The sequence below is a fragment of the Faecalibacterium sp. i25-0019-C1 genome (assembly GCF_042854225.1).
Taxonomy (GTDB): domain Bacteria; phylum Bacillota; class Clostridia; order Oscillospirales; family Ruminococcaceae; genus Faecalibacterium; species Faecalibacterium taiwanense.
In genome coordinates this window covers 2,053,023-2,071,250 of record NZ_AP031428.1, presented here as the reverse complement: position 1 = coordinate 2,071,250, position 18,228 = coordinate 2,053,023, and the positions used below count along the sequence as shown (strand labels likewise).

18 protein-coding genes and 1 other annotated feature are annotated in these 18,228 nt (G+C 57.4%); of the genes, 10 read left to right on the top strand and 8 right to left on the bottom strand.

What is annotated here, in order from left to right; all coding sequences use genetic code 11:
* The first annotated feature begins 10 nt into the window (after positions 1-10).
* The 4 genes from ACGHUK_RS10255 to ACGHUK_RS10240 all read left to right on the top strand — a co-directional run bounded on the left by ACGHUK_RS10255 (position 11) and on the right by ACGHUK_RS10240 (position 6,159).
* A complete protein-coding gene (locus ACGHUK_RS10255; protein WP_390574276.1) occupies positions 11-2,398 on the top strand; it encodes a YfhO family protein in 2,388 nt (795 codons plus the stop codon).
* 446 nt (positions 2,399-2,844) lie between these two features.
* Complete coding sequence (locus tag ACGHUK_RS10250) at positions 2,845-3,942, top strand: ABC transporter substrate-binding protein (RefSeq protein ID WP_390574275.1); 1,098 nt, start codon at positions 2,845-2,847, stop codon at positions 3,940-3,942.
* 452 nt (positions 3,943-4,394) lie between these two features.
* Positions 4,395-5,339, top strand: a complete 945-nt coding sequence (locus ACGHUK_RS10245; RefSeq protein WP_390574274.1) for an ABC transporter permease — start codon at positions 4,395-4,397, stop codon at positions 5,337-5,339.
* Between the two features lie 7 nt (positions 5,340-5,346).
* A complete protein-coding gene (locus tag ACGHUK_RS10240) occupies positions 5,347-6,159 on the top strand; it encodes an ABC transporter ATP-binding protein (RefSeq protein ID WP_390575808.1) in 813 nt (270 codons plus the stop codon).
* Positions 6,160-6,308: 149 nt separating this feature from the next.
* Here the strand turns inward: ACGHUK_RS10240 and ACGHUK_RS10235 are convergent, their stop codons facing one another.
* The 8 genes from ACGHUK_RS10235 to ACGHUK_RS10200 form a co-directional block, all read right to left on the bottom strand.
* A complete protein-coding gene (locus tag ACGHUK_RS10235; protein ID WP_005944505.1) occupies positions 6,309-6,542 on the bottom strand; it encodes a hypothetical protein in 234 nt (77 codons plus the stop codon).
* A gap of 88 nt (positions 6,543-6,630) precedes the next feature.
* Positions 6,631-7,446, bottom strand: coding sequence for a TatD family hydrolase (locus ACGHUK_RS10230; RefSeq protein ID WP_005944504.1), 816 nt, complete (start codon positions 7,444-7,446; stop codon positions 6,631-6,633).
* Positions 7,443-8,405, bottom strand: a complete 963-nt coding sequence (locus ACGHUK_RS10225; RefSeq protein ID WP_390574272.1) for a DMT family transporter — start codon at positions 8,403-8,405, stop codon at positions 7,443-7,445. Before ACGHUK_RS10225 ends, ACGHUK_RS10230 begins: the two co-directional genes overlap by 4 nt.
* A 6-nt stretch (positions 8,406-8,411) precedes the next feature.
* Positions 8,412-10,409 (bottom strand): methionine--tRNA ligase, encoded by a 1,998-nt coding sequence (gene metG / locus ACGHUK_RS10220; protein WP_390574270.1) that lies wholly within the window; start codon positions 10,407-10,409, stop codon positions 8,412-8,414.
* A 69-nt stretch (positions 10,410-10,478) separates the two neighbouring features.
* Positions 10,479-10,720 (bottom strand) — a binding site (T-box leader).
* A gap of 45 nt (positions 10,721-10,765) precedes the next feature.
* Entirely contained in the window at positions 10,766-11,068 is a 303-nt protein-coding gene (locus tag ACGHUK_RS10215; RefSeq protein ID WP_207698686.1) for a Dabb family protein, read from the bottom strand.
* A 75-nt stretch (positions 11,069-11,143) separates the two neighbouring features.
* The gene (locus ACGHUK_RS10210; protein WP_390574269.1) at positions 11,144-11,362 is read right to left on the bottom strand and encodes a hypothetical protein; all 219 of its coding nucleotides are present in this window, start codon (positions 11,360-11,362) and stop codon (positions 11,144-11,146) included.
* Positions 11,363-11,371: 9 nt separating this feature from the next.
* Positions 11,372-11,683: a hypothetical protein gene (locus tag ACGHUK_RS10205; RefSeq protein ID WP_390574267.1), complete on the bottom strand. Its 312-nt coding sequence runs from the start codon at positions 11,681-11,683 to the stop codon at positions 11,372-11,374.
* A gap of 19 nt (positions 11,684-11,702) precedes the next feature.
* Positions 11,703-12,020, bottom strand: coding sequence for a hypothetical protein (locus ACGHUK_RS10200; protein ID WP_207698683.1), 318 nt, complete (start codon positions 12,018-12,020; stop codon positions 11,703-11,705).
* A gap of 1,164 nt (positions 12,021-13,184) precedes the next feature.
* Here ACGHUK_RS10200 and ACGHUK_RS10195 point away from each other — a divergent pair.
* The 6 genes from ACGHUK_RS10195 to atpG all read left to right on the top strand — a co-directional run bounded on the left by ACGHUK_RS10195 (position 13,185) and on the right by atpG (position 18,223).
* Entirely contained in the window at positions 13,185-13,649 is a 465-nt protein-coding gene (locus ACGHUK_RS10195) for a hypothetical protein (RefSeq protein ID WP_005944492.1), read from the top strand.
* A gap of 504 nt (positions 13,650-14,153) precedes the next feature.
* Entirely contained in the window at positions 14,154-14,837 is a 684-nt protein-coding gene (locus ACGHUK_RS10190; RefSeq protein WP_154259084.1) for a F0F1 ATP synthase subunit A, read from the top strand.
* Positions 14,838-14,876: 39 nt separating this feature from the next.
* Positions 14,877-15,104 (top strand): ATP synthase F0 subunit C, encoded by a 228-nt coding sequence (atpE, locus tag ACGHUK_RS10185; protein WP_005944490.1) that lies wholly within the window; start codon positions 14,877-14,879, stop codon positions 15,102-15,104.
* Positions 15,105-15,119: 15 nt separating this feature from the next.
* Positions 15,120-15,611, top strand: a complete 492-nt coding sequence (locus ACGHUK_RS10180; RefSeq protein WP_005944489.1) for an ATP synthase F0 subunit B — start codon at positions 15,120-15,122, stop codon at positions 15,609-15,611.
* The gene (gene atpA, locus ACGHUK_RS10175) at positions 15,601-17,355 is read left to right on the top strand and encodes a F0F1 ATP synthase subunit alpha (RefSeq protein WP_390574265.1); all 1,755 of its coding nucleotides are present in this window, start codon (positions 15,601-15,603) and stop codon (positions 17,353-17,355) included. The genes ACGHUK_RS10180 and atpA overlap by 11 nt, the downstream gene beginning before the upstream one ends.
* Positions 17,342-18,223 carry an ATP synthase F1 subunit gamma gene (gene atpG, locus ACGHUK_RS10170; protein ID WP_154255597.1) on the top strand — a complete coding sequence of 294 codons (882 nt, stop codon included), beginning with the start codon at positions 17,342-17,344 and terminating at the stop codon, positions 18,221-18,223. The genes atpA and atpG overlap by 14 nt, the downstream gene beginning before the upstream one ends.
* Positions 18,224-18,228: the final 5 nt, after the last annotated feature.

Here is an 18,228-nt window from a genome sequence, read left to right as displayed (position 1 = left end):
AGAGGAAACCATGGAGTGGTCTGGTACTGCCCGGCAGCCGCAGCTGCTGGGACAAAAAAAGGATAAATTCTGGCTGACGGTGGGCCTGTGTGCCCTCACGGCGGCCCTGTTCTTTCTGCCGTTTTATATCATCGACGGCGGATTTTTCCACTATGCAGGCGATTTCAACAGTCAGCAGATCAGCTTTTACCGCTATATGAACGGCTTTATCAAGGGCGCAGGCTACCCGGACAGTGCGTTCACCTCGGTGCACAATACCTTCTCATGGGCTACCGACCTTGGCAGCGGCGTGATGAACGCCTATTCGTTCTACCTGTACGGCTCGCCGTTCTTCTGGTTCTCGCTGCTCTTCCCGCAGGGGTGGCTGCCCTACCTCATGGTACCGCTGCTGGTGCTCAAGTTTGCCGTGGCGGGCGGCGGTGCGTACCTGTATCTGCGCCGCTACGTCAAAAATATCGACTACGCCGTGCTGGGAGCCTGTCTGTATACCTTCTCCGGCTTTACGGTATACAATGTGTTCTTCAACCACTTTGTAGATGTGGTGGCGCTGTTCCCGTATCTGCTGTGGTCGCTGGACGAGGCCCTTTACAACGACCGTCGCAGCTGGTTTGCGTTCTGGGTGGCGGTGAACCTTGTCAACAACTACTTCTTCTTCATCGGTCAGGTGGTGTTTCTGGCCATCTACTTCATCTGCAAGCTCAGCACAAGGGACTTCCGTCTCACTGCAAAAAAGTTCGGGCTGCTGGCTTTTGAAAGCGTTCTGGGCGCTGCCATGGGCAGCATCCTGCTGGTGCCTGCGGTGCTCTCCATTTTGCAGAACCCGCGCACCATCGACCTTTCCTCCGGATGGGGCTTTCTGACCTACAGCAAGGTGCAGCAGTATCTTGCGATTCTCGTCAGCTGGATCATGCCGCCGGATTCTCCTTACCTCACATCCATCTGGTCGGAGGGCGTGATCAAGTGGACCAGCATGTCGGCCTATCTGCCGCTGTGCAGTCTGGCCGGTGCCGTGGCCTACTGGAAAGCAAAGTGCGGCGACAGTAAAAAGCGCATCGTGGGCACCTGCGCCGTGTTCGCACTGGTGCCCATCCTGAACAGTGCGTTCTACGCCCTCAATTCCAGCTACTATGCGCGCTGGTACTATATGCCGGTGCTGGTGCTGGCCGCAATGACCGTGAACGCGCTGGAAGACCACAACACCGATCTGGACAGCCCGGCCCGCGGCATCAGCTGGCTGATGATCGCCACGGTGGCCTTTGCGGTGGTGCCGGTGCAGGACAGCGACACCGGCAGCTGGTCGTTCGGCGTGCTCAAGAACCCCGGTCAGTACTGTGCGGTGCTGGGCTTTGGCCTGCTGGGCCTGCTGTTGTACCGCTATCTCTGCCAGAAGTGGCGGGGCGACAGCCGCTTTGCCCAGCGCCTGACGGCGGCAGTGCTGGCGTTTGCCTTCCTGTTCAGCGTGGTGCACATCGGCATTGGCAAGTTCGGCCAGTGGTATACCGACAGCGACCTTGTGAAGCAGGACACCAACGCCCTGCTGTTGAAAAACGACCTGCCCGAAGGCGATTACCGCGTGGATACGTACAAGATCCACGACAACATCGGCATGTGGCTGGATAAGAGCTGCCTGCAGTATTTTGGCAGCACGGCAGCCCCCAGCATCCTCAGCTTCTACCCGGCGCTGGGGGTCAAGCGGGATGTGCGCAGTGAGCCGGAGCTTTCCAATTATGCACTGCGGGGCCTTTTGAGTGTGGAGTACCTTATCACCACGCCGGAAAAGCAGACTGACTTTGAAAACGAAGCCGACGACGGCTGGGAATATGCCTTTGCAAAGGACGGCTATGCGGTCTACCGCAACACGAACTACGTGCCCATGGGCTTTGCCTATGACTATTACCTCACCCAGACCGAGTACGAGGAGACAGCCAAGGCCACCCGCGCAAACCTCCTGATACGTGCACTGGTGCTTACCGACGAGGATGCTGCAGTCTACGGCAAGTACCTCACCCATCTGCCGGAAGGCAGACGGGAGGAGCTGTACTATGAGTCCTACGTGCAGGACTGCCGCGAGCGCCGCGCCACGGCTGCCAGTGTGTTCCAGATGAACAATTCGGGCTTCCACGCCGAGATCACGCTGGAAAAAGAGAACCTCGTGTTCTTCTCCGTGCCTTACGATGACGGCTTTACGGCCTATGTCAACGGGCAGGAGGCCGACATTGTGGAGGTGGACGAGGGATTGATGGCTGTGCTGTGCCCGGCAGGTGAAAACAGCATCGATTTTGTCTACCAGCCCGACGGCATCCGGCTGAGCCGTGCGCTGACTTTGGGCGGCATTGTGGTATGGCTGGCGTACACGGCGTACTTCGTCTGGCGCAAGCGCCGCACAAAGCGGGCCTGATGCACGGAAGAATGACTTTGTGCTGTAGAAAAAAGAAATTTTTGAAATTTCCCCTTGACTTTATGCCAATAAAGTGTATAATGCAATCAAACCGATGAGGCGGAAGAGAACCTGCACAGCGCATCTTCAGTGAGCCCGGACAGTGAAAACGGGCGAGAGCGGGGCAGAGCTTCGTGGGCCGCCGAGGGCCGGGCAAATGGGCAGCAAGCCTTAGTAGCTTTGGACGGAAGTCTCCGTTACAGGACAGGGGAGTGTTGGCTCTCCGTGAGAGGCTCTGCATTTTGCAAAGCAGGGCAAGCAAGGTGGCACCGCAGAATCGAACTTTACCGATCCTGTCCTTGTGGATAACACACAGGGACAGGGTCGTTTTTATTTGTAAGACCCGTCCCGCAAAGGGAGCGGGTCTTTTACTTTTGCCGCCCGCTCCGGGAAAGGAGTTTACTGTTATGAAAAACGTTACCATGATCTCCCGCCGCAGCTTCCTCAAGGCCGCTATGGCTGCTTCCGCCGTTTCTGCACTGGCATTCACCGGCTGCGGCGGCTCCGCTTCCAGCACCGTGGCTGCATCTTCCACCGCTTCTTCCGCTGCCGCTTCCGCAGCAGCCGAGGGCGGCCAGACCTTCAAGGTGGGCATCGTCAACTATGTGGATCATGCTTCCCTCAACCAGATCGTGGAATCTGTGGAGAGCCGTCTGGATGAGCTGGGGGCAGAGAAGGACGTTACCTTCGACTACGCCGACTACTACGCAAATGCACAGGCTGACCAGTCCAACCTGAACCAGATCGGTGCCGACCTCGTAGGGGACGGCGTGGATGTGATCGTGGCTGTGGCTACCCCCACCGCCGCAACCATGCTGGCCGCTGTGGAGGATACCGATATCCCCGTTGTCTACTCTGCTGTCACCGACCCCGCCGCTGCAGGCTTTGACGGCGAGGAGAACATCACCGGCACCTCCGACGCACTGAACACCGAGGCCATCATGAACCTGATCACCGCTGTCAACCCGGACATTGACACCATTGGCCTGCTGTACGACCTGAGTCAGGATGCCTCTACGCAGGCCATTGCAGATGCCAAGGCTTTCTGTGATGCCAACGGCATCAAGTACATTGAGAAGAACGGCACCACCACCGCTGAGGTGCAGATGGCGGCTGAGGCTCTGATCGCCGCCGGTGTCAAGGCCGTGTTTACCCCCACCGACAACACCGTGATGACCGCAGAGCTGTCCATCTACGAGACCTTTACCGAGGCAGGCGTGCAGCACTACACCGGTGCCGACAGCTTTGCACTGAACGGGGCCTTTGTGGGCTACGGCGTGGATTACGTCCAGCTGGGCGAAGCCACTGCCGATATGGTGGCAGAGCTGCTGTGCGAGGGCAAGACTACCGCAGACCTGCCCTACCAGACCTTTGATAACGGTATCGTCACCATCAACACCGAGACCTGCGAAGCGCTGGGCCTTGACCTTGACACCGTGAAGAAAGCCTTCAAGCCCTACTGCACCGAGATCGTGGAAGTGACCACCGCAGAGAACTTCTCTTAAAAAAGTACCCTCCCAGTCAAAACCTGACGGTTTTGCCAGCTCCCCCGAAGGGGGAGCTTTTGGCGGTTCTGAGGAAGTGTTTTGCTGCCCACAGTGCACCGCATCACAAGAAGCTAAATTAAATAAGTCCGGTATCTTCGTGGTTAGCAGGCTCGCCCTCTCAGTCAAATCCTACGGATTTGCCAGCTCCCCCAAAGTGGGAGCCTTTGGCAGTCCACGTAAAGTTCATCTTTCTGCCAAGGCCTCTCCCTTTGGGAGAGGTGTCACCGTAGGTGACGGAGAGGGCGAGCCCGCTTTCCGTCACGACCCTACTCGTGAAAAGGGGATTCAGAAAAGCCCGCAGGCTTTTCTGAATCCCGAATAAAAACCCAATTCCGCTGAATATGGCCAGAGCAAAAGCGGAGGCCATTTTAAATCGTCCAATCAAAAAGAAACATAAAAGGAGCACACACATGCTGGCGAGTATCTTTTCGCTCAACGTCCTACAGACGGCGCTGGAACTGGGCTGTATCTATGCCCTGGTGGCGCTGGCACTGTTCCTGAGCTATTCCATCCTGAACATCGCAGACCTTTCCACTGACGGCTGCTTCACGCTGGGCTGCGCCGTGGCCTGTCAGGTAGCACTGACCGGCCACCCCATTCTGGCCCTGTTCGCAGCCATGGCGGCAGGCGTGTGCTCCGGCTTTGTTACGGCTTTTCTGCAGACCCGCCTTGGCGTGGAGAGCATCATGGCAGGCATCATCGTCAACACCGGCCTTTACACCATCAATCTGGCCGTGATGGGCTTTTCCTCCACCATGTCACTGGTCAAGACCGACACTGTTTTCTCGCTGGCAAAGGGCTCACTGAGCTTCCTTGGCGGCTGGTATAAGCTGGCCATCGCGCTGGCCATGATCCTGCTTGCCGGTGCGGCGATGCTGGGCTTCCTCGGCACCCGGCTGGGCCTGTCCATCCGCGCCACCGGTGACAACGCTGCCATGGTGCGTGCTTCCAGCATTAACCCGGCTTTCACCATCACGGTGGGCCTGTGCATTTCCGGCGCATTGTGCGCCCTCTCCGGCGGCCTGCTGGCACAGTATCAGAAGAGCTGCGATATCAATGTGGGCACCGGCATGGTGACCATCGCGCTGGCCTCCCTCATCATCGGCGAGACTCTGCTCGGCAAGCGCACCATGCCGCGCCGGATCATCGGCGTGGTGTTCGGCAGCTGCCTGTACCGTTTTATCGTGGCTGTGGCCCTGCGCTTCAATGTGCCTGCCGCCGCCATGAAGCTGGTGTCCGCCATCATCGTGGCCATCGCCATTTCGATGCCGGCCATCAAGGAAAAAATCGCCTTTGAGCAGCGCAAGCATGGGGCCTGCCGCCGCTGCGTGACTACCGGCAAGGAGGGAAAGTAAGATGGAAATGCTTCAGCTGAACGATCTGCACAAGACTTTCAACCCCGGCACGGTCAATGAAAAAGTGGCCCTGAACGGTGTCAGCCTGCACATGGAAGCCGGGGACTTTGCCACCATCGTGGGCTCCAACGGCGCGGGCAAATCCACCCTGTTCAACGCCATCACCGGCGGCTTCATCGCCGACGAGGGCAGCATCCTGCTGGGCGGACAGGATATCACCTTTGCGCCGGAGCACCAGCGCAGCAAGGTCATCGGCCACCTGTTTCAGGACCCGCTCAAGGGCACGGCACCCAACATGACCATTGAGGAAAACCTTGCACTGGCCTATCTGCGTGCCGGCACCGCGCCCCACGCCATCTTCTCCCGCATCTCCCGCAAGGACAAGGAAGTGTTCCACGAAAAGCTGGCGCTGCTGGATATGGGCCTTGAGGACCGCATGAAGCAGCCGGTGGGACTGCTTTCCGGCGGTCAGCGGCAGGCGCTGACCCTGCTCATGGCCACCCTCGTCACCCCCAAGCTGCTGCTGCTGGACGAGCACACCGCCGCACTGGACCCCGCCACCGCCGAAAAGGTACTGGAGCTGACCAAGAGCATCGTGGCTGAAAAGAAGATCACCTGCCTGATGGTCACCCACAACATGCATCAGGCACTGGAGCTGGGCAACCGCACCCTGATGATGGATTCCGGCCGCATCGTCTTTGACGTGAAGGGCGAGAAACGAAACCGGATGACCGTGGACGACCTGCTTGAAAAGTTCCGCGAGAACGCCGGCAAGAATCTGGATAACGACCGCATCCTGCTGAGTAAAGTGGAAAAGTGACCCGGACAGAAAAGCACAGCCCCGACAGACCATGCAGTCTGCCGGGGCTGTATTTTTGCGGGGAAGTGCACCGTAGGGAAAGGCGGTTCCCCTTGAAACAACAAATCCCCCCTGCGCAGATGCACAGAGGGGATTTTAAATATCAGAAATTACTGAACGTATTCGACAGTATACTCGAAGCCGTACTCTTCCTGCAGCTTCTTCACCTCGGCCTCGCAGTCCTCGATGAAGGTGGGGGCGTAGACGGAAGCGCCATTGTGGGCCTTCTTGTAGTCCTCAACGATCTGCTGCAGCTTTGCCCAGCCCTCGTTGGCCTTGTTCTGGTCGATGCTGTCGGGGAAGTTGATGATGAACTCGCGGTGCTTAGGAATACGTGCTTTCATGGTAGGTTCTCCTTATAACAGTTTGGATTTTGATTGTTGATTTATACAGAAGCACAGAGAAAAACCTGTGCAACTTGCGAAAAACGGATTACAGCCCGTATACACGGCGGGCATTTTCGGCTGTGGTGCGGAACACCTCTTCGGCAGAGATGCCCCGCAGCTGGGCTATATACTCGCCCACATAGCGGATGAGGGAGCTGTCACAGCGGGTGCCGCGCACCGGCTCCGGTGCCATGTAGGGGCAGTCGGTCTCCAGCACGATGCTTTCCAGCGGCAGGGCGCTGATGGCTTTTGCCGCCCGCTTGGCACCCTTGAAGGTACACGCCCCGCCAAAACCGATGAACAGTCCCTGCTTTGCCAGCCACACCGCGTCATCGGCACTGCCGGAATAGCAGTGGACGATGCCCTTGGGCTGGTATTTTTTCAGCAGGGCGTAAACGTCGGCGTGGGCGTTGCGGTCGTGCACGATGATGGGCTTGTCCAGTTCCAGCGCCAGCCGGATGTGCGCCTCAAACATGGCCAGCTGGGCATCCTTGGGCACAGGCCAGTGGTAGTCCAGCCCGCACTCACCCACAGCTACCACCTTGGGGTCCTCGTAATACGGGGCCAGAGCGCGCATCTCTGCGGCCCAGTCCCCGCCGTACACCGAGACCGTAGGAGCCGGGCCTTCCTCGCCGCAGTCGGCGGCGGGCAGCAGGCTTTCCGGATGGATGCCAACGGCAGCCACCACCCACGGGTAGCGGTGCGCCAGCTCCAGCACCCGGGGTGCATCCCCGGAGTGGGTGGCCTGTTCACACACGCCTACCACGCCTTTACCGGGCAGGCTGTCCAGCAGGGGATAGCGGTCGGCGTCAAAGGCGCGGGCGCTGTAGTGCGCGTGGGTGTCAAAAATGGGGCCGGTCATTTGCCCTCCTTTTTGGCGGGGGCCTTGTTCACCAGCCAGATGCCCACACACACGAACACCAGCGCCGCCAGATACTGCCAGCGGAACAGGGGTTCGCCGTTGAGCACGGCGCTCAGCAGTACGTTGACCACCGGGTTCACGAAGCCAAAGATGGCAATGCGGCTGACCGGGTTGTTCTTCATCAGCAGAGCCCACAGCACATAGCCTGCCCCGCAGATGAAGGCCAGATACAGCATGACCACCATCGCCAGTGCGCTCTGCACATGGAGACTGCCGCCCAGCACAGTGCCCAGCACAAACAGTGCCAGACCGCCCACGAATAGGTTGATGAAGCAGACGGCAAAGCTGTCTGCTTTTTTGGTCACGGATTTGTTCCACGGGCCGGACAGGGTAAAGATGATGGTAGCGGCCATCATGCAGAACACGCCCCAGCCGCTGCCGCCGCCGTGGTTGCCCAGCGTGCCGATGAGCACGCCCGCAAAGCCAACGGCGCAGCCCAGCGTTTTGGCAGGGGTCATGCGGTCGGCGTTGCCGTAGATGAAATGGGCAAAGATCACGCCCAGAAAGCTCTGGGTGCTGTTCAGGATGCCGCCAAAGGCACCCGTGAGCATGGCAACAGCGATGTAATAGAATGCGTACTGGGTCGTGGTCTGCCACAGGCCCAGAGCACAGCACTCCGCTGCCACTTTGCCGCGGGGGAACTTGGGCAGGCGGCTCTGCAGCAGAACACTGCCCAGCAGGACCAGAAAGCTGCCCAGCATGAACCGCACACCGGCAAAGCAGAAAATGGACGCGGTGTTGCTGGTCTCAATGGAGAACAGCCGGTAGCCCAGCTTGATGAAGGGGAAGGCCGAGCCCCACAGCACATTGCAGAAGATGGCCAGCAGCACGGCAAACACCGGCGTGCCGAAAATTTTATCCAGCCATTCCGCGCGGGAAAGCGTTTTGTTTTCCTGCATGGCGGCTCAGTGGATGCGGCTGCCTACGGGGGTGTCGTCGCCGTAGAAAGCGATGGAGCAGCCGCCGTCGGCGGTATCAGCAGCAAAGATCATGCCCTCGCTGACATATTTGCCCTTCATCATGGGGCGAGGTGCCAGATTGCACACAATGCCGATCTTCTTACCGATCAGGTCTTCCGGCTTGAACCACTTTGCAATGCCGGAAAGGATGCAACGCTCCCGCTCGCCGTCAAACACGGTCAGGTGCAGCAGCTTCTTACTTTCCTTCAGGTTCTCGCAGGCGCGCACTTCGGCCACGCGCAGTTCCACCTTGCAGAAGGTGTCAAAGTCGATCTCTTCCTCGTGGGTAAAGTCCACGGTGCTCTCCTCGGCGGGGGCGGCAGCCTTCTTCTCCGCTTCAGCCTTGGCCTTGTTGGCAGCTTCGGCAGCGGCCTTGCGCTTCTCGTCCTCTTCCTTCAGGTGGGCAATTTCCTTTGCCACATCGATGCGGGGGAACAGTGCCTCGCCCTTGTGCACGGTGTAGGTCTCCTGTGCGCCGTAGGTGGTCTTGCTCAGATCCAGAGCGGATGCGTCCAGACCCAGCTGCTCCATCATCTTGGGGGCAGTGGTGGGCAGGTAGGCGTTCAGCAGGATGCCGCACACGCGCAGTGCCTCGCACAGGTGGTACAGCACGCTCTCCAGACGGGCCTTGTTGGCCTCGTCCTTGGCCAGCGCCCAGGGAGCGGTCTCGTCGATGTACTTGTTGGCGCGCTGGATGACCGCAAAGATCTCCATCAGGGCCTGCGGGATGGTCAGGCTGTCCATGTCGGCCGTGACCTTGGCGGTCAGCTCGTTGACCATGGTCTCCAGCTCGGTGTCAATGGCTTCGGTACCGGCCACATTGTGCACGGTGCCGCCGAAGTACTTCTCGCACATGGCGACGGTGCGGCTGAGCAGGTTGCCCAGATCGTTCGCCAGATCGCTGTTGATGCGGTTGATCAGAGCTTCGTTGGTGAACATGCCATCGTTGCCGAAGGGAATCTCACGCAGCAGGAAGTAGCGGATGGCATCCACGCCGTAGCGGTCGCACAGGATCACGGGGTCCACCACATTGCCCACGGACTTGGACATCTTGCCGCCGTTCATCAGCAGCCAGCCGTGGCCGAACACCCGTTTGGGCAGGGGCAGATCCAGAGCCATCAGCATGGCGGGCCACAGAATGGTGTGGAAACGCAGGATCTCCTTGCCCACCATGTGAAGGTCGGCAGGCCAGAACTTGTCGTAGTCGTGATATTTTTCGTTACCGTAGCCCAGAGCGGAGATATAGTTGCTCAGGGCATCCACCCACACATACATGGTGTGCTTGGGGTCGAAGGGCACGGGGATGCCCCACTTCACGGAGGTGCGGGACACGCAGGTGTCCTGCAGGCCCTGCTTGATGAAGGCGATCATCTCGTTCTTGCGGCTCTCAGGCTGGATGAACTGGGGGTTCTCCTCGTAGAGCTTCAGCAGGCGGTCGGCATACTTGCTGGTCTTGAAGAAGTAGGCTTCCTCGTGTGCGTCGTACACTTCGCGGCCGCAGTCCGGGCACTTGCCGTCCACCAGCTGGCTGTCGGTCCAGAAGCTCTCGCAGGGCTTGCAGTAGTGGCCGATGTACTCGCCCTTGTAGATGTCGCCCTGCTCATACAGCTTGGTGAAAATTTTCTGGCAGGACTCCATGTGGTAGTCGTCGGTGGTGCGGATGAAGCGGTCGTAGCTGACGTCCAGCAGCTTCCACAGATCCTTGACGGTGGCTACGATCTTGTCCACATACTCCTTGGGGGTCACACCGGCATCGGCAGCCTTGTCCTGAATTTTCTGGCCGTGCTCATCGGTGCCGGTCAGGAACATGACGTCATAGCCCTGCATCCGCTTGAAGCGTGCCAGTGCGTCGCAGGCGACAGTGGTATAGCTGTGGCCGATGTGCAGCTTGTCGCTGGGGTAGTAGATGGGAGTGGTGATGTAGAATGTCTTGTGCTCACTCATAGGTTGATACTCTTCCTTTCCTGATTTGGCGGGGGACGAAAAAAGCCCTCATCCTGCCGGACTGAGCCGGACAAGGACGAGAGCCTGAAACTTTCGTGGTACCACCTTGCTTCGCCGCACCCTTGCGGGCGCAGCCTTTTGCCGGGCCAAAAAGCACGGCGCAGCGCGGTAACGGGCGCACCCGTCGCAGGCTCAATTTTCACCTGCGCAGCTCCGAGACCATCTTCGGCATCGCGCGGCCTGCCCGGTTCCATCCTTCGGGCTTTCTGTCAGGCGCAGACGGTGCGTACTCTTCTCTTCACAGCCAATTTACATTGTTATGTCTATAATACGCAAAAACGGTGGGTTTGTCAACATTAAATCTCGTAATCCAGACAGAACCGTGCCTTGGTGTAGGGACGCACCTTGCCGTCGGCCACAGCCACATGGGCGGGATGGACGGAATAGCCCTTGAGGGCCTCGGCGCTTTCAAAGGTGGTGTCCAGCATCAGGTCAGCGGTGGAAGAGGGGAGACCGTTGATGTTGACATGCACTTCCACAAGGCCCGGAATTTTGCCTGCCAGACCTTCCAGCCCTTCCTTGATGCCTGCCTTGACGGCGGCTTTTTCGGCGTCGGACAGCTCGTCCTTCAGCTGCCACAGGATCACATGCTTGACCATAATAAAAAAACCTCCTGCGTTTTTTCTCATTGTAGCAGGGTGAGAAAAAATCCGCAAGAGGAAAGCTGCAAAGTATTATTGGGGTGCGAACAGCAGCACCACCAGAAGTACGGCACAGAGCACCGAAAGTCCGATGCCCTCCAGCCGGGTCAATTTAATGTACGCTTCCGTTGGTTCGGTCTGTGTATACCGTCCACGGTCATGCAGGGCAATGGCATCCTCCGGCTGCAGCGCCATAAAAATGCCGAACCCGATGCCGAAAAGTGCGGCTAAGATCGCACAGATGACTTCCATAGCAACCCCTCACTTTTTGTTTTTGTCGTCCCTGCTCAGGGCATAGCACAGATACGAGATCAGCAGGGCAACGCACAACACGAGCGCTGCCACCATCAAAATGGAGTGCAGCGGCTCGACCTTTGGCAGAAAAATGTTGACCAGCAAGAACGCGCCGCCGATGGTCGAAGCAATGCCGTAAAATTTGCGGAAGTGTTTCTTTTCGTCCTCGGTGCTCCAACCGGTGCCGGTGCCATTGTACAGATCCCGGATGCCGCGGTACAAAAACAGCACACCCAGCGCGGCGTTCAGCCAATCCCAGCCCGAAAGATTCAAATTCATAGTGGCCCCTTTCCGGCTGTCAATCCGCACTATGGTTCCAGCTTTCGTAAGCGACAAGATAAAGAAGGTCTCCCACAATGGCGATGCCGAAGATGATACGGTAGAGCAGCGATGTAACAGGTGTGAAGGCTAAGATCAGAAAGGCGATGCTGTTGAGCATGTAAAACACGCCGTTCTTTTTCTGCCAGAAGGCGCGGTACTCCGGGTCACGATTATACTGGTTGAACGGCAGATTGATGAACGGGTCTTTGCCTTGAAGATCCCGAATGCCGGAGATGAACCAGATAACGGTCAGCACAAGGTTGAACAGAGTGGAAACCGAAACGAACGACTCCATGAAATGAACCTCCCATCTTTTTCCACAGTATACCACAGAAAAGTGCAAAAACACAAGGACGGTATTCAACCGCGCAGCATAAAATTTGCACAAATCGGGCGTTGACTGTTGGTGAAAACAGCACAAAATAAAACCAGCCGGACGAGGCGGTTGCAAGCCCTCGTCCGGCTGGATACTTACTTCTTCGGAGTCATAAGCCTCTTCTCCTTGTGGTTCCTCATTTTCGGAGTAAACGTTTCATAGGGTGACTCTCCTTAGAAACTACTGGAAACTGAGAATCTATTTCAAGGGGACTGATTACTTAGTACATTGGATTGACCCTTCTCTTAACTGATGGAGTGCGGCACCGAGATTCGGAAGATGAATTTCATATTACCACATTCTTTCGAGTTAGATTCGCCAGGGGCAAACTACTTAGTACATTGGTAGAACTCCTTTTTTGCTATTCAAATAATGTTCTCCGTACAAAAGATACCTTCATAGGAATCATCTCCGGCGGATCTATTTGAATCGCTGGGGGTTAAGTTTATCGACAGGTTGTCGTGTAATCGCATTTTTGATGCTCAAGACTGGCTCATTTTTGTTGTGTTTTTATACGGGGGAAACATCCCGTCTGTGGTGAGCCTCTATTTTGCTTCTCAGCGAATCCCGACAGCCTGTCCCTGCTGTGCGGGTTCCATATCGACCATCGGTCTCGCTCCTTTCTGCTTCAAGTCAGCGGGATTAGCTCTCTCTTGAGCTTCTGCTGTACTTCTCTGGTTTCTGGCTTTATTATACATATTCCTGATTGATTTGTCTATTCGCAGAGTGCACAAGGATATAAATATAAAATTGTGCAGTTCTTGAAAAACAGCAGATGGAACGTGCAAAATGCCGCTTTCTGTGCGGTGTGCCCGGGCAATCGGGCCCTTTGGGGAGGAACTCTGTGCCCTGCAGGGAGGGCTGACGAGGAAGTCAACAGCAAAGCTGCCCAGAAGTTCCGGGCCGTTTGTGGAGGATTTTGCGCAAAACGGGAGAAAGTGTCCACAGGGTATTATGCGTCAGATCGATTTGTGCTAAAATAGCGTCAATGAATGGTAGTCGCCGCCGCCCCGCGAGATGAAAGTTTCGCGGGGCGGCTTTTTTGCGGCAAAAATTTAGACACAAAAGAAACGGAGAATCAAAATGTCTAAAACTTTACCGGAACGTATCTTCTTTACCATTGTCATGGCTGCAATTATGGTCTATGGCATGATCGTTTACAATGTGGCGCTGAACACAGGCGGTGTCACCAATGCCAACTTTGTTATGGCTCTGCACGAGATGCCGATCATGGTTCCCATTGCCTGCGTGCTGGAATTTTTCGTGGTGGAGAAACTGGCCACCGGATTGGCGTTTATGTTCATGCGGCCCACAGATCGTCCGCAGTTCATCACCTATGCCATCTCGCTGATGATCGTGTGCATCATGTGCCCGGTGATGAGCCTGATCGCAACGGTGCTGTTTAAAGAACCCGGCTTTGGCACCTGGGTGCATACCTGGGGCTGCAATATGCCCATGGCCCTGTGCTGGCAGATGCTGTACTGCGGGCCGCTTGCCCGTGCCATCTTCCGGCTGGTGTTCCGCCGCGGCGCAAAACAGGCGGACTGACAGATTTTAGATATGCAGTTATAATAAATATGTATAGGAGCGGGTGTAATACCGGACAAGACGCCTATACGAATTTTATATATCGGGCATATAAAGTATGTACAATGGGGCATTTTTGATGGAAATATTCCCCGGAATGCCCTGAAAAAGCCATTGAAACCTAAGAATTGGCTAAGAAATTTGTGGAAAAAGTACATGCGAAGAACGTTTTATTGGACAAGATGCACAACTTTTTTTGTATATCAATGCAGTAGAACCACCTAAAATGTAGAATGTGCACAAAGCCACTTGCCAATTTTCGTCAATCGTACTATCATACACAACGAAAAAAGACGAAGTGACCTGTGCAGGAGGGAGGGTGTGACCGGACAGAGCCGAACACCTTCCTTACTTTTTTCACAAAGCTGCGCCTTTTCTTCGAGCGATAAGAAGGACGCTGCGCCGCCGGGGCGGTGCGGCGGTCTTACCCCCGGAACCCTATTCTTCAGGAAGGAGGAAAAACAATTGAATAATCTGACCAAAGCATTGATGGAAGAGCTGACCGTTGAATACGTCAAGGTCGGCCCGCTGCAGATCCCGGAATCCGTGGTCATCAGCTGGGTGATCCTGGCCATCGTCACCATCGGCTCGATCCTGCTTACCAGAAACCTGAAGGTGGACCATATCAGCAAGCGTCAGGCCGTGCTGGAAATGGCCTACCTCGCAGGCACTAATTTCTTTGAAGGTCTGCTGGGCGAAAAGGGCAGGCGCTATGTGCCTTACCTGATGACCGTGGCCATCTACATCGCCTTCAGCAACCTGATCGGCGTGTTCGGTGTCAAGCCCCCCACGAAGGATCTGGACGTGACCGCAGCGCTGGCGCTGATGAGCATTGTGCTGATCGAGGGTGCAGGCATCCGTGCACGCGGCGGTGTGGGCTTCCTCAAGAGTCTGTCTGCCCCCACTCCGGTCATGACCCCTATGAACATCCTCGAGATCGCCATCCGCCCGACCAGCCTCTGCATGCGACTGTTCGGCAATGTGCTGGGCGCATTCGTCATCATGGAGCTGATCAAGCTCGTGGTGCCCGTGTTCGTCCCGGCGGTGTTCAGCCTGTATTTTGACCTGTTCGACGGTCTGATCCAGACCTACGTGTTCGTGTTCCTGACTTCGCTGTTCATGAAAGAAACCATGGGCGGAGAAGACTGATCCATTGATATTTACTGAATTTAAAAGGAGATTATTACTATGAATGGTTTGATTGCTCTGGGCGCTGGCATTGCAGCGCTGACCGGCATTGGCGGCGGTATCGGCATCGGCATCGCAACGGGTAAGGCAACGGAGGCAATCTCCCGTCAGCCCGAGGCATCCGGCAAGATCCAGACCAACCTGCTGCTGGGCGCTGCTCTGGCAGAAGGTACTGCAATTTTCGGCTTCGTCGTTGCACTGCTGATCATCCTGTTCCTGGGTCAGTAACGGAGGCGCAGACGAATGCTGAAGTTGGATATTAACCTGCTGTGGACCGTCGTGAACGTCCTCGTCATGTATGCGGTGCTGCGCAAGTTCCTGTTCAAGCCTGTTCAGGACGTGATCGCAAAGCGCCAGCAGATGGTGGACGCAAACCTGGCCGATGCGGAGACCTCCAAGAAGGAAGCCGCAGAGACCATGAACGCCGCACAGGAAAAACTGCGCAATGTGGACAATGAGGCCGCTGCCCGCCGCGAAGCCTACGAAAAGCAGGCTGAGGTCGAAAAGCAGCAGCTGCTGGCAGATGCCCGCAAGCAGGCAGACGCCATCGTGGCAGCCGGCAAGGCAAGCGCCGAGGCCGAACGCCAGAGCAAGCTGCGGGAAGCCGATGCCCAGACCACGGCACTGGCCCGTGCGATGTGCGAGAAGCTGCTGGCCCGCAATCTGACCGCCCAGGACGACGCACGTCTGCTGGACGATCTGCTGGAGAAAGCAGGTGCAGGCAATGGCAACTGAATTCAGTCGTGAATTTTTTGCGGACAACCGCATCGTCAAGGCCGAGCTGCGCAGCGCCCGCAAGCCCCGGGAAGAGGAGCTGAACCGGATCCGCGACGAGGTACGCAAGCTGTATGATGCCACCGAGGTCATCCTGAACGTGACGGTGGACGAGAGCCTGCTGTCCGGCTATGTCCTGCAGGTGGGCGACCGTGTGTTCGATAACTCCGGCCGTCATCAGCTGGACAAGATGATGGAGGGCAAGCCCTCGCTGGCTACCCTCAAGACCCGCATTGAGGACTACAAGCCCGCCGAGACCTCTGCCGAGGGCGGTGTGGTCATCTCCTCTGCCGACGGCATCGTGCACGTCGAGGGCATGAACCGCGCCGTGTATGGCGAGATCGTCACCTTCGACAACGGTGCCAAGGGCATGGTGGAGAGCGTGGACCCCGAACAGCTGGGCATCATGCTGTTCGACGGAGCTGAGACCGTCGGTGTGGGCACCATGGTGACCCGCAGCGGCAAGCGTGCCGGCATCCCGGTGGGCGATGCCTTCCTGGGCCGTGTCATCAGCCCGCTGGGCGAGCCCATCGACGGCAAAGGCCCTATCGAAGCTGTGGGCTACAACCCCATCGAAAAGCAGGCCCCCGGCATTCTGGAGCGTCAGAGCGTGGATACCCCGCTCCACACCGGCATCCTCGCTATCGATTCCATGTTCCCCATCGGCCGCGGCCAGCGTGAACTGATCATCGGCGACCGCCAGACCGGCAAGACCTCCATCGCCACGGACGCCATCCTGAACCAGAAGAACACCGGTGTGCTGTGCATTTATGTGGCCATCGGCCAGAAGGCTTCTTCCATTGCCCGCGTGGCAGGCGATCTGCAGAAGCACGGTGCCATGAGCTACACCACCATCGTGGCGGCTACTGCTTCGGATTCCGCTCCCCTGCAGTACATCGCACCCTATGCCGGCACCGCACTGGCCGAGTACTTCATGAGTCAGGGCAAGAGCGTGCTGATCGTTTACGACGATCTGTCCAAGCATGCAGTGGCCTACCGTGCCATTTCTCTGCTGCTGCGCCGCTCTCCGGGCCGTGAGGCTTACCCCGGCGATGTGTTCTATCTGCACTCCCGTCTGCTGGAGCGCTCCTGCCGGATGCGCGACGATCTGGGCGGCGGTTCCATCACCGCACTGCCTATCGTAGAGACGCAGGCAGGCGACGTTTCGGCCTACATCCCCACCAATGTCATTTCCATCACCGATGGTCAGATCTTCCTCGAGAGCGCCCTGTTCAATGCAGGCAACCGCCCGGCCGTCAATGTGGGTCTGTCGGTGTCCCGTGTGGGCGGCGCTGCCCAGACCAAGGCCATGAAAAAGGCCAACGCCAACCTGCGTATCGAGCTGGCACAGTACAAGGATATGGAGTCCTTTGCACAGTTCAGCTCGGATCTGGACGCGGAGACCCGCCGCCAGCTGGATCACGGCAAGGCTCTGATGGAAATGCTCAAGCAGCCGCTGTATCAGCCCAAGTCCGACGCCGAGCAGGTGGTCACGCTGGTGCTGGCTTCCCACGGCGTGCTGGACGAACTGCCCACTGCCGAGCTGCGCGCCAAAACTTCCGCATTTGTGCGTCAGTTCCGCGCGGATGTGTCCGGTACGATGGATAAGATCACCGCCACGGGCAAGCTCGAACCGGAAATGGTCGATGCCATCCTGAACGCCTGGAAAGCTTATGCGGGAGGCGACAGCCATGCCGTCCAGTAAGCTGCTGAAGGAGCGCATCGAGAGCATTCAGGACACCATGAAGATCACGAACGCCATGTACCTGATCTCCTCGTCCAAGCTGCGCAAGGCACGTAAGAACTACCAGAATGTATCGCCCTACTTCAACCGTATGCGCGATACCATTTCCCGCGTGGTGCCCCACCTGCCGGAAGAGCCGGTGCATCCGTTCTTCCACGAACGCAACACCGCAAACCCCAAGCGCGCTTACATCGTGCTGACGGCAGATAAGGGCATGGCAGGCGCTTACAACCAGAACATCATCAAATTCCTCAAGGAAAATGCGGATGAGAACGACCGGTTCTATGTGATCGGCCAGACCGGCTACCGCGCCCTGTACCACAAGGACCCGCGGCTGGTGGAGGATTTCCACTACGGTGCCACGGAGCCTACGCTGCAGCGTGCCCGCGATATCACGATGGACGCCATCGATGATTTCAAGACCGGCAAGCTGGATGAGATCTATCTCATCTATACCCGCATCGAGAATGCATTGACCAGCGAGCCCACCATGGTGCGTCTGCTTCCGCTGGACCGCGCCCATCTGCAGCCTGCCCCCAAGGGTCTGGGCGATCCGAAGGGCGATGTGGAGATGTTCCCGTCTGCATGGACGGTGTTTGAACAAATCGCGCCCATTTATATGCACGGCATGATCTTTGGTGCCATGACCGAGAGCTTCTGCGCAGAGCAGAGCGCCCGCATGACCGCCATGGATTCCGCCACCAAGAACGCCAACGATATGATCCGGGAGCTGCAGCTGGAATACAACCGCACCCGTCAGGGCTCCATTACACAGGAGATCACCGAGATCATCGGCGGTGCGGCTGCCGTGCAGGACCGGGCGGAATAAAACGT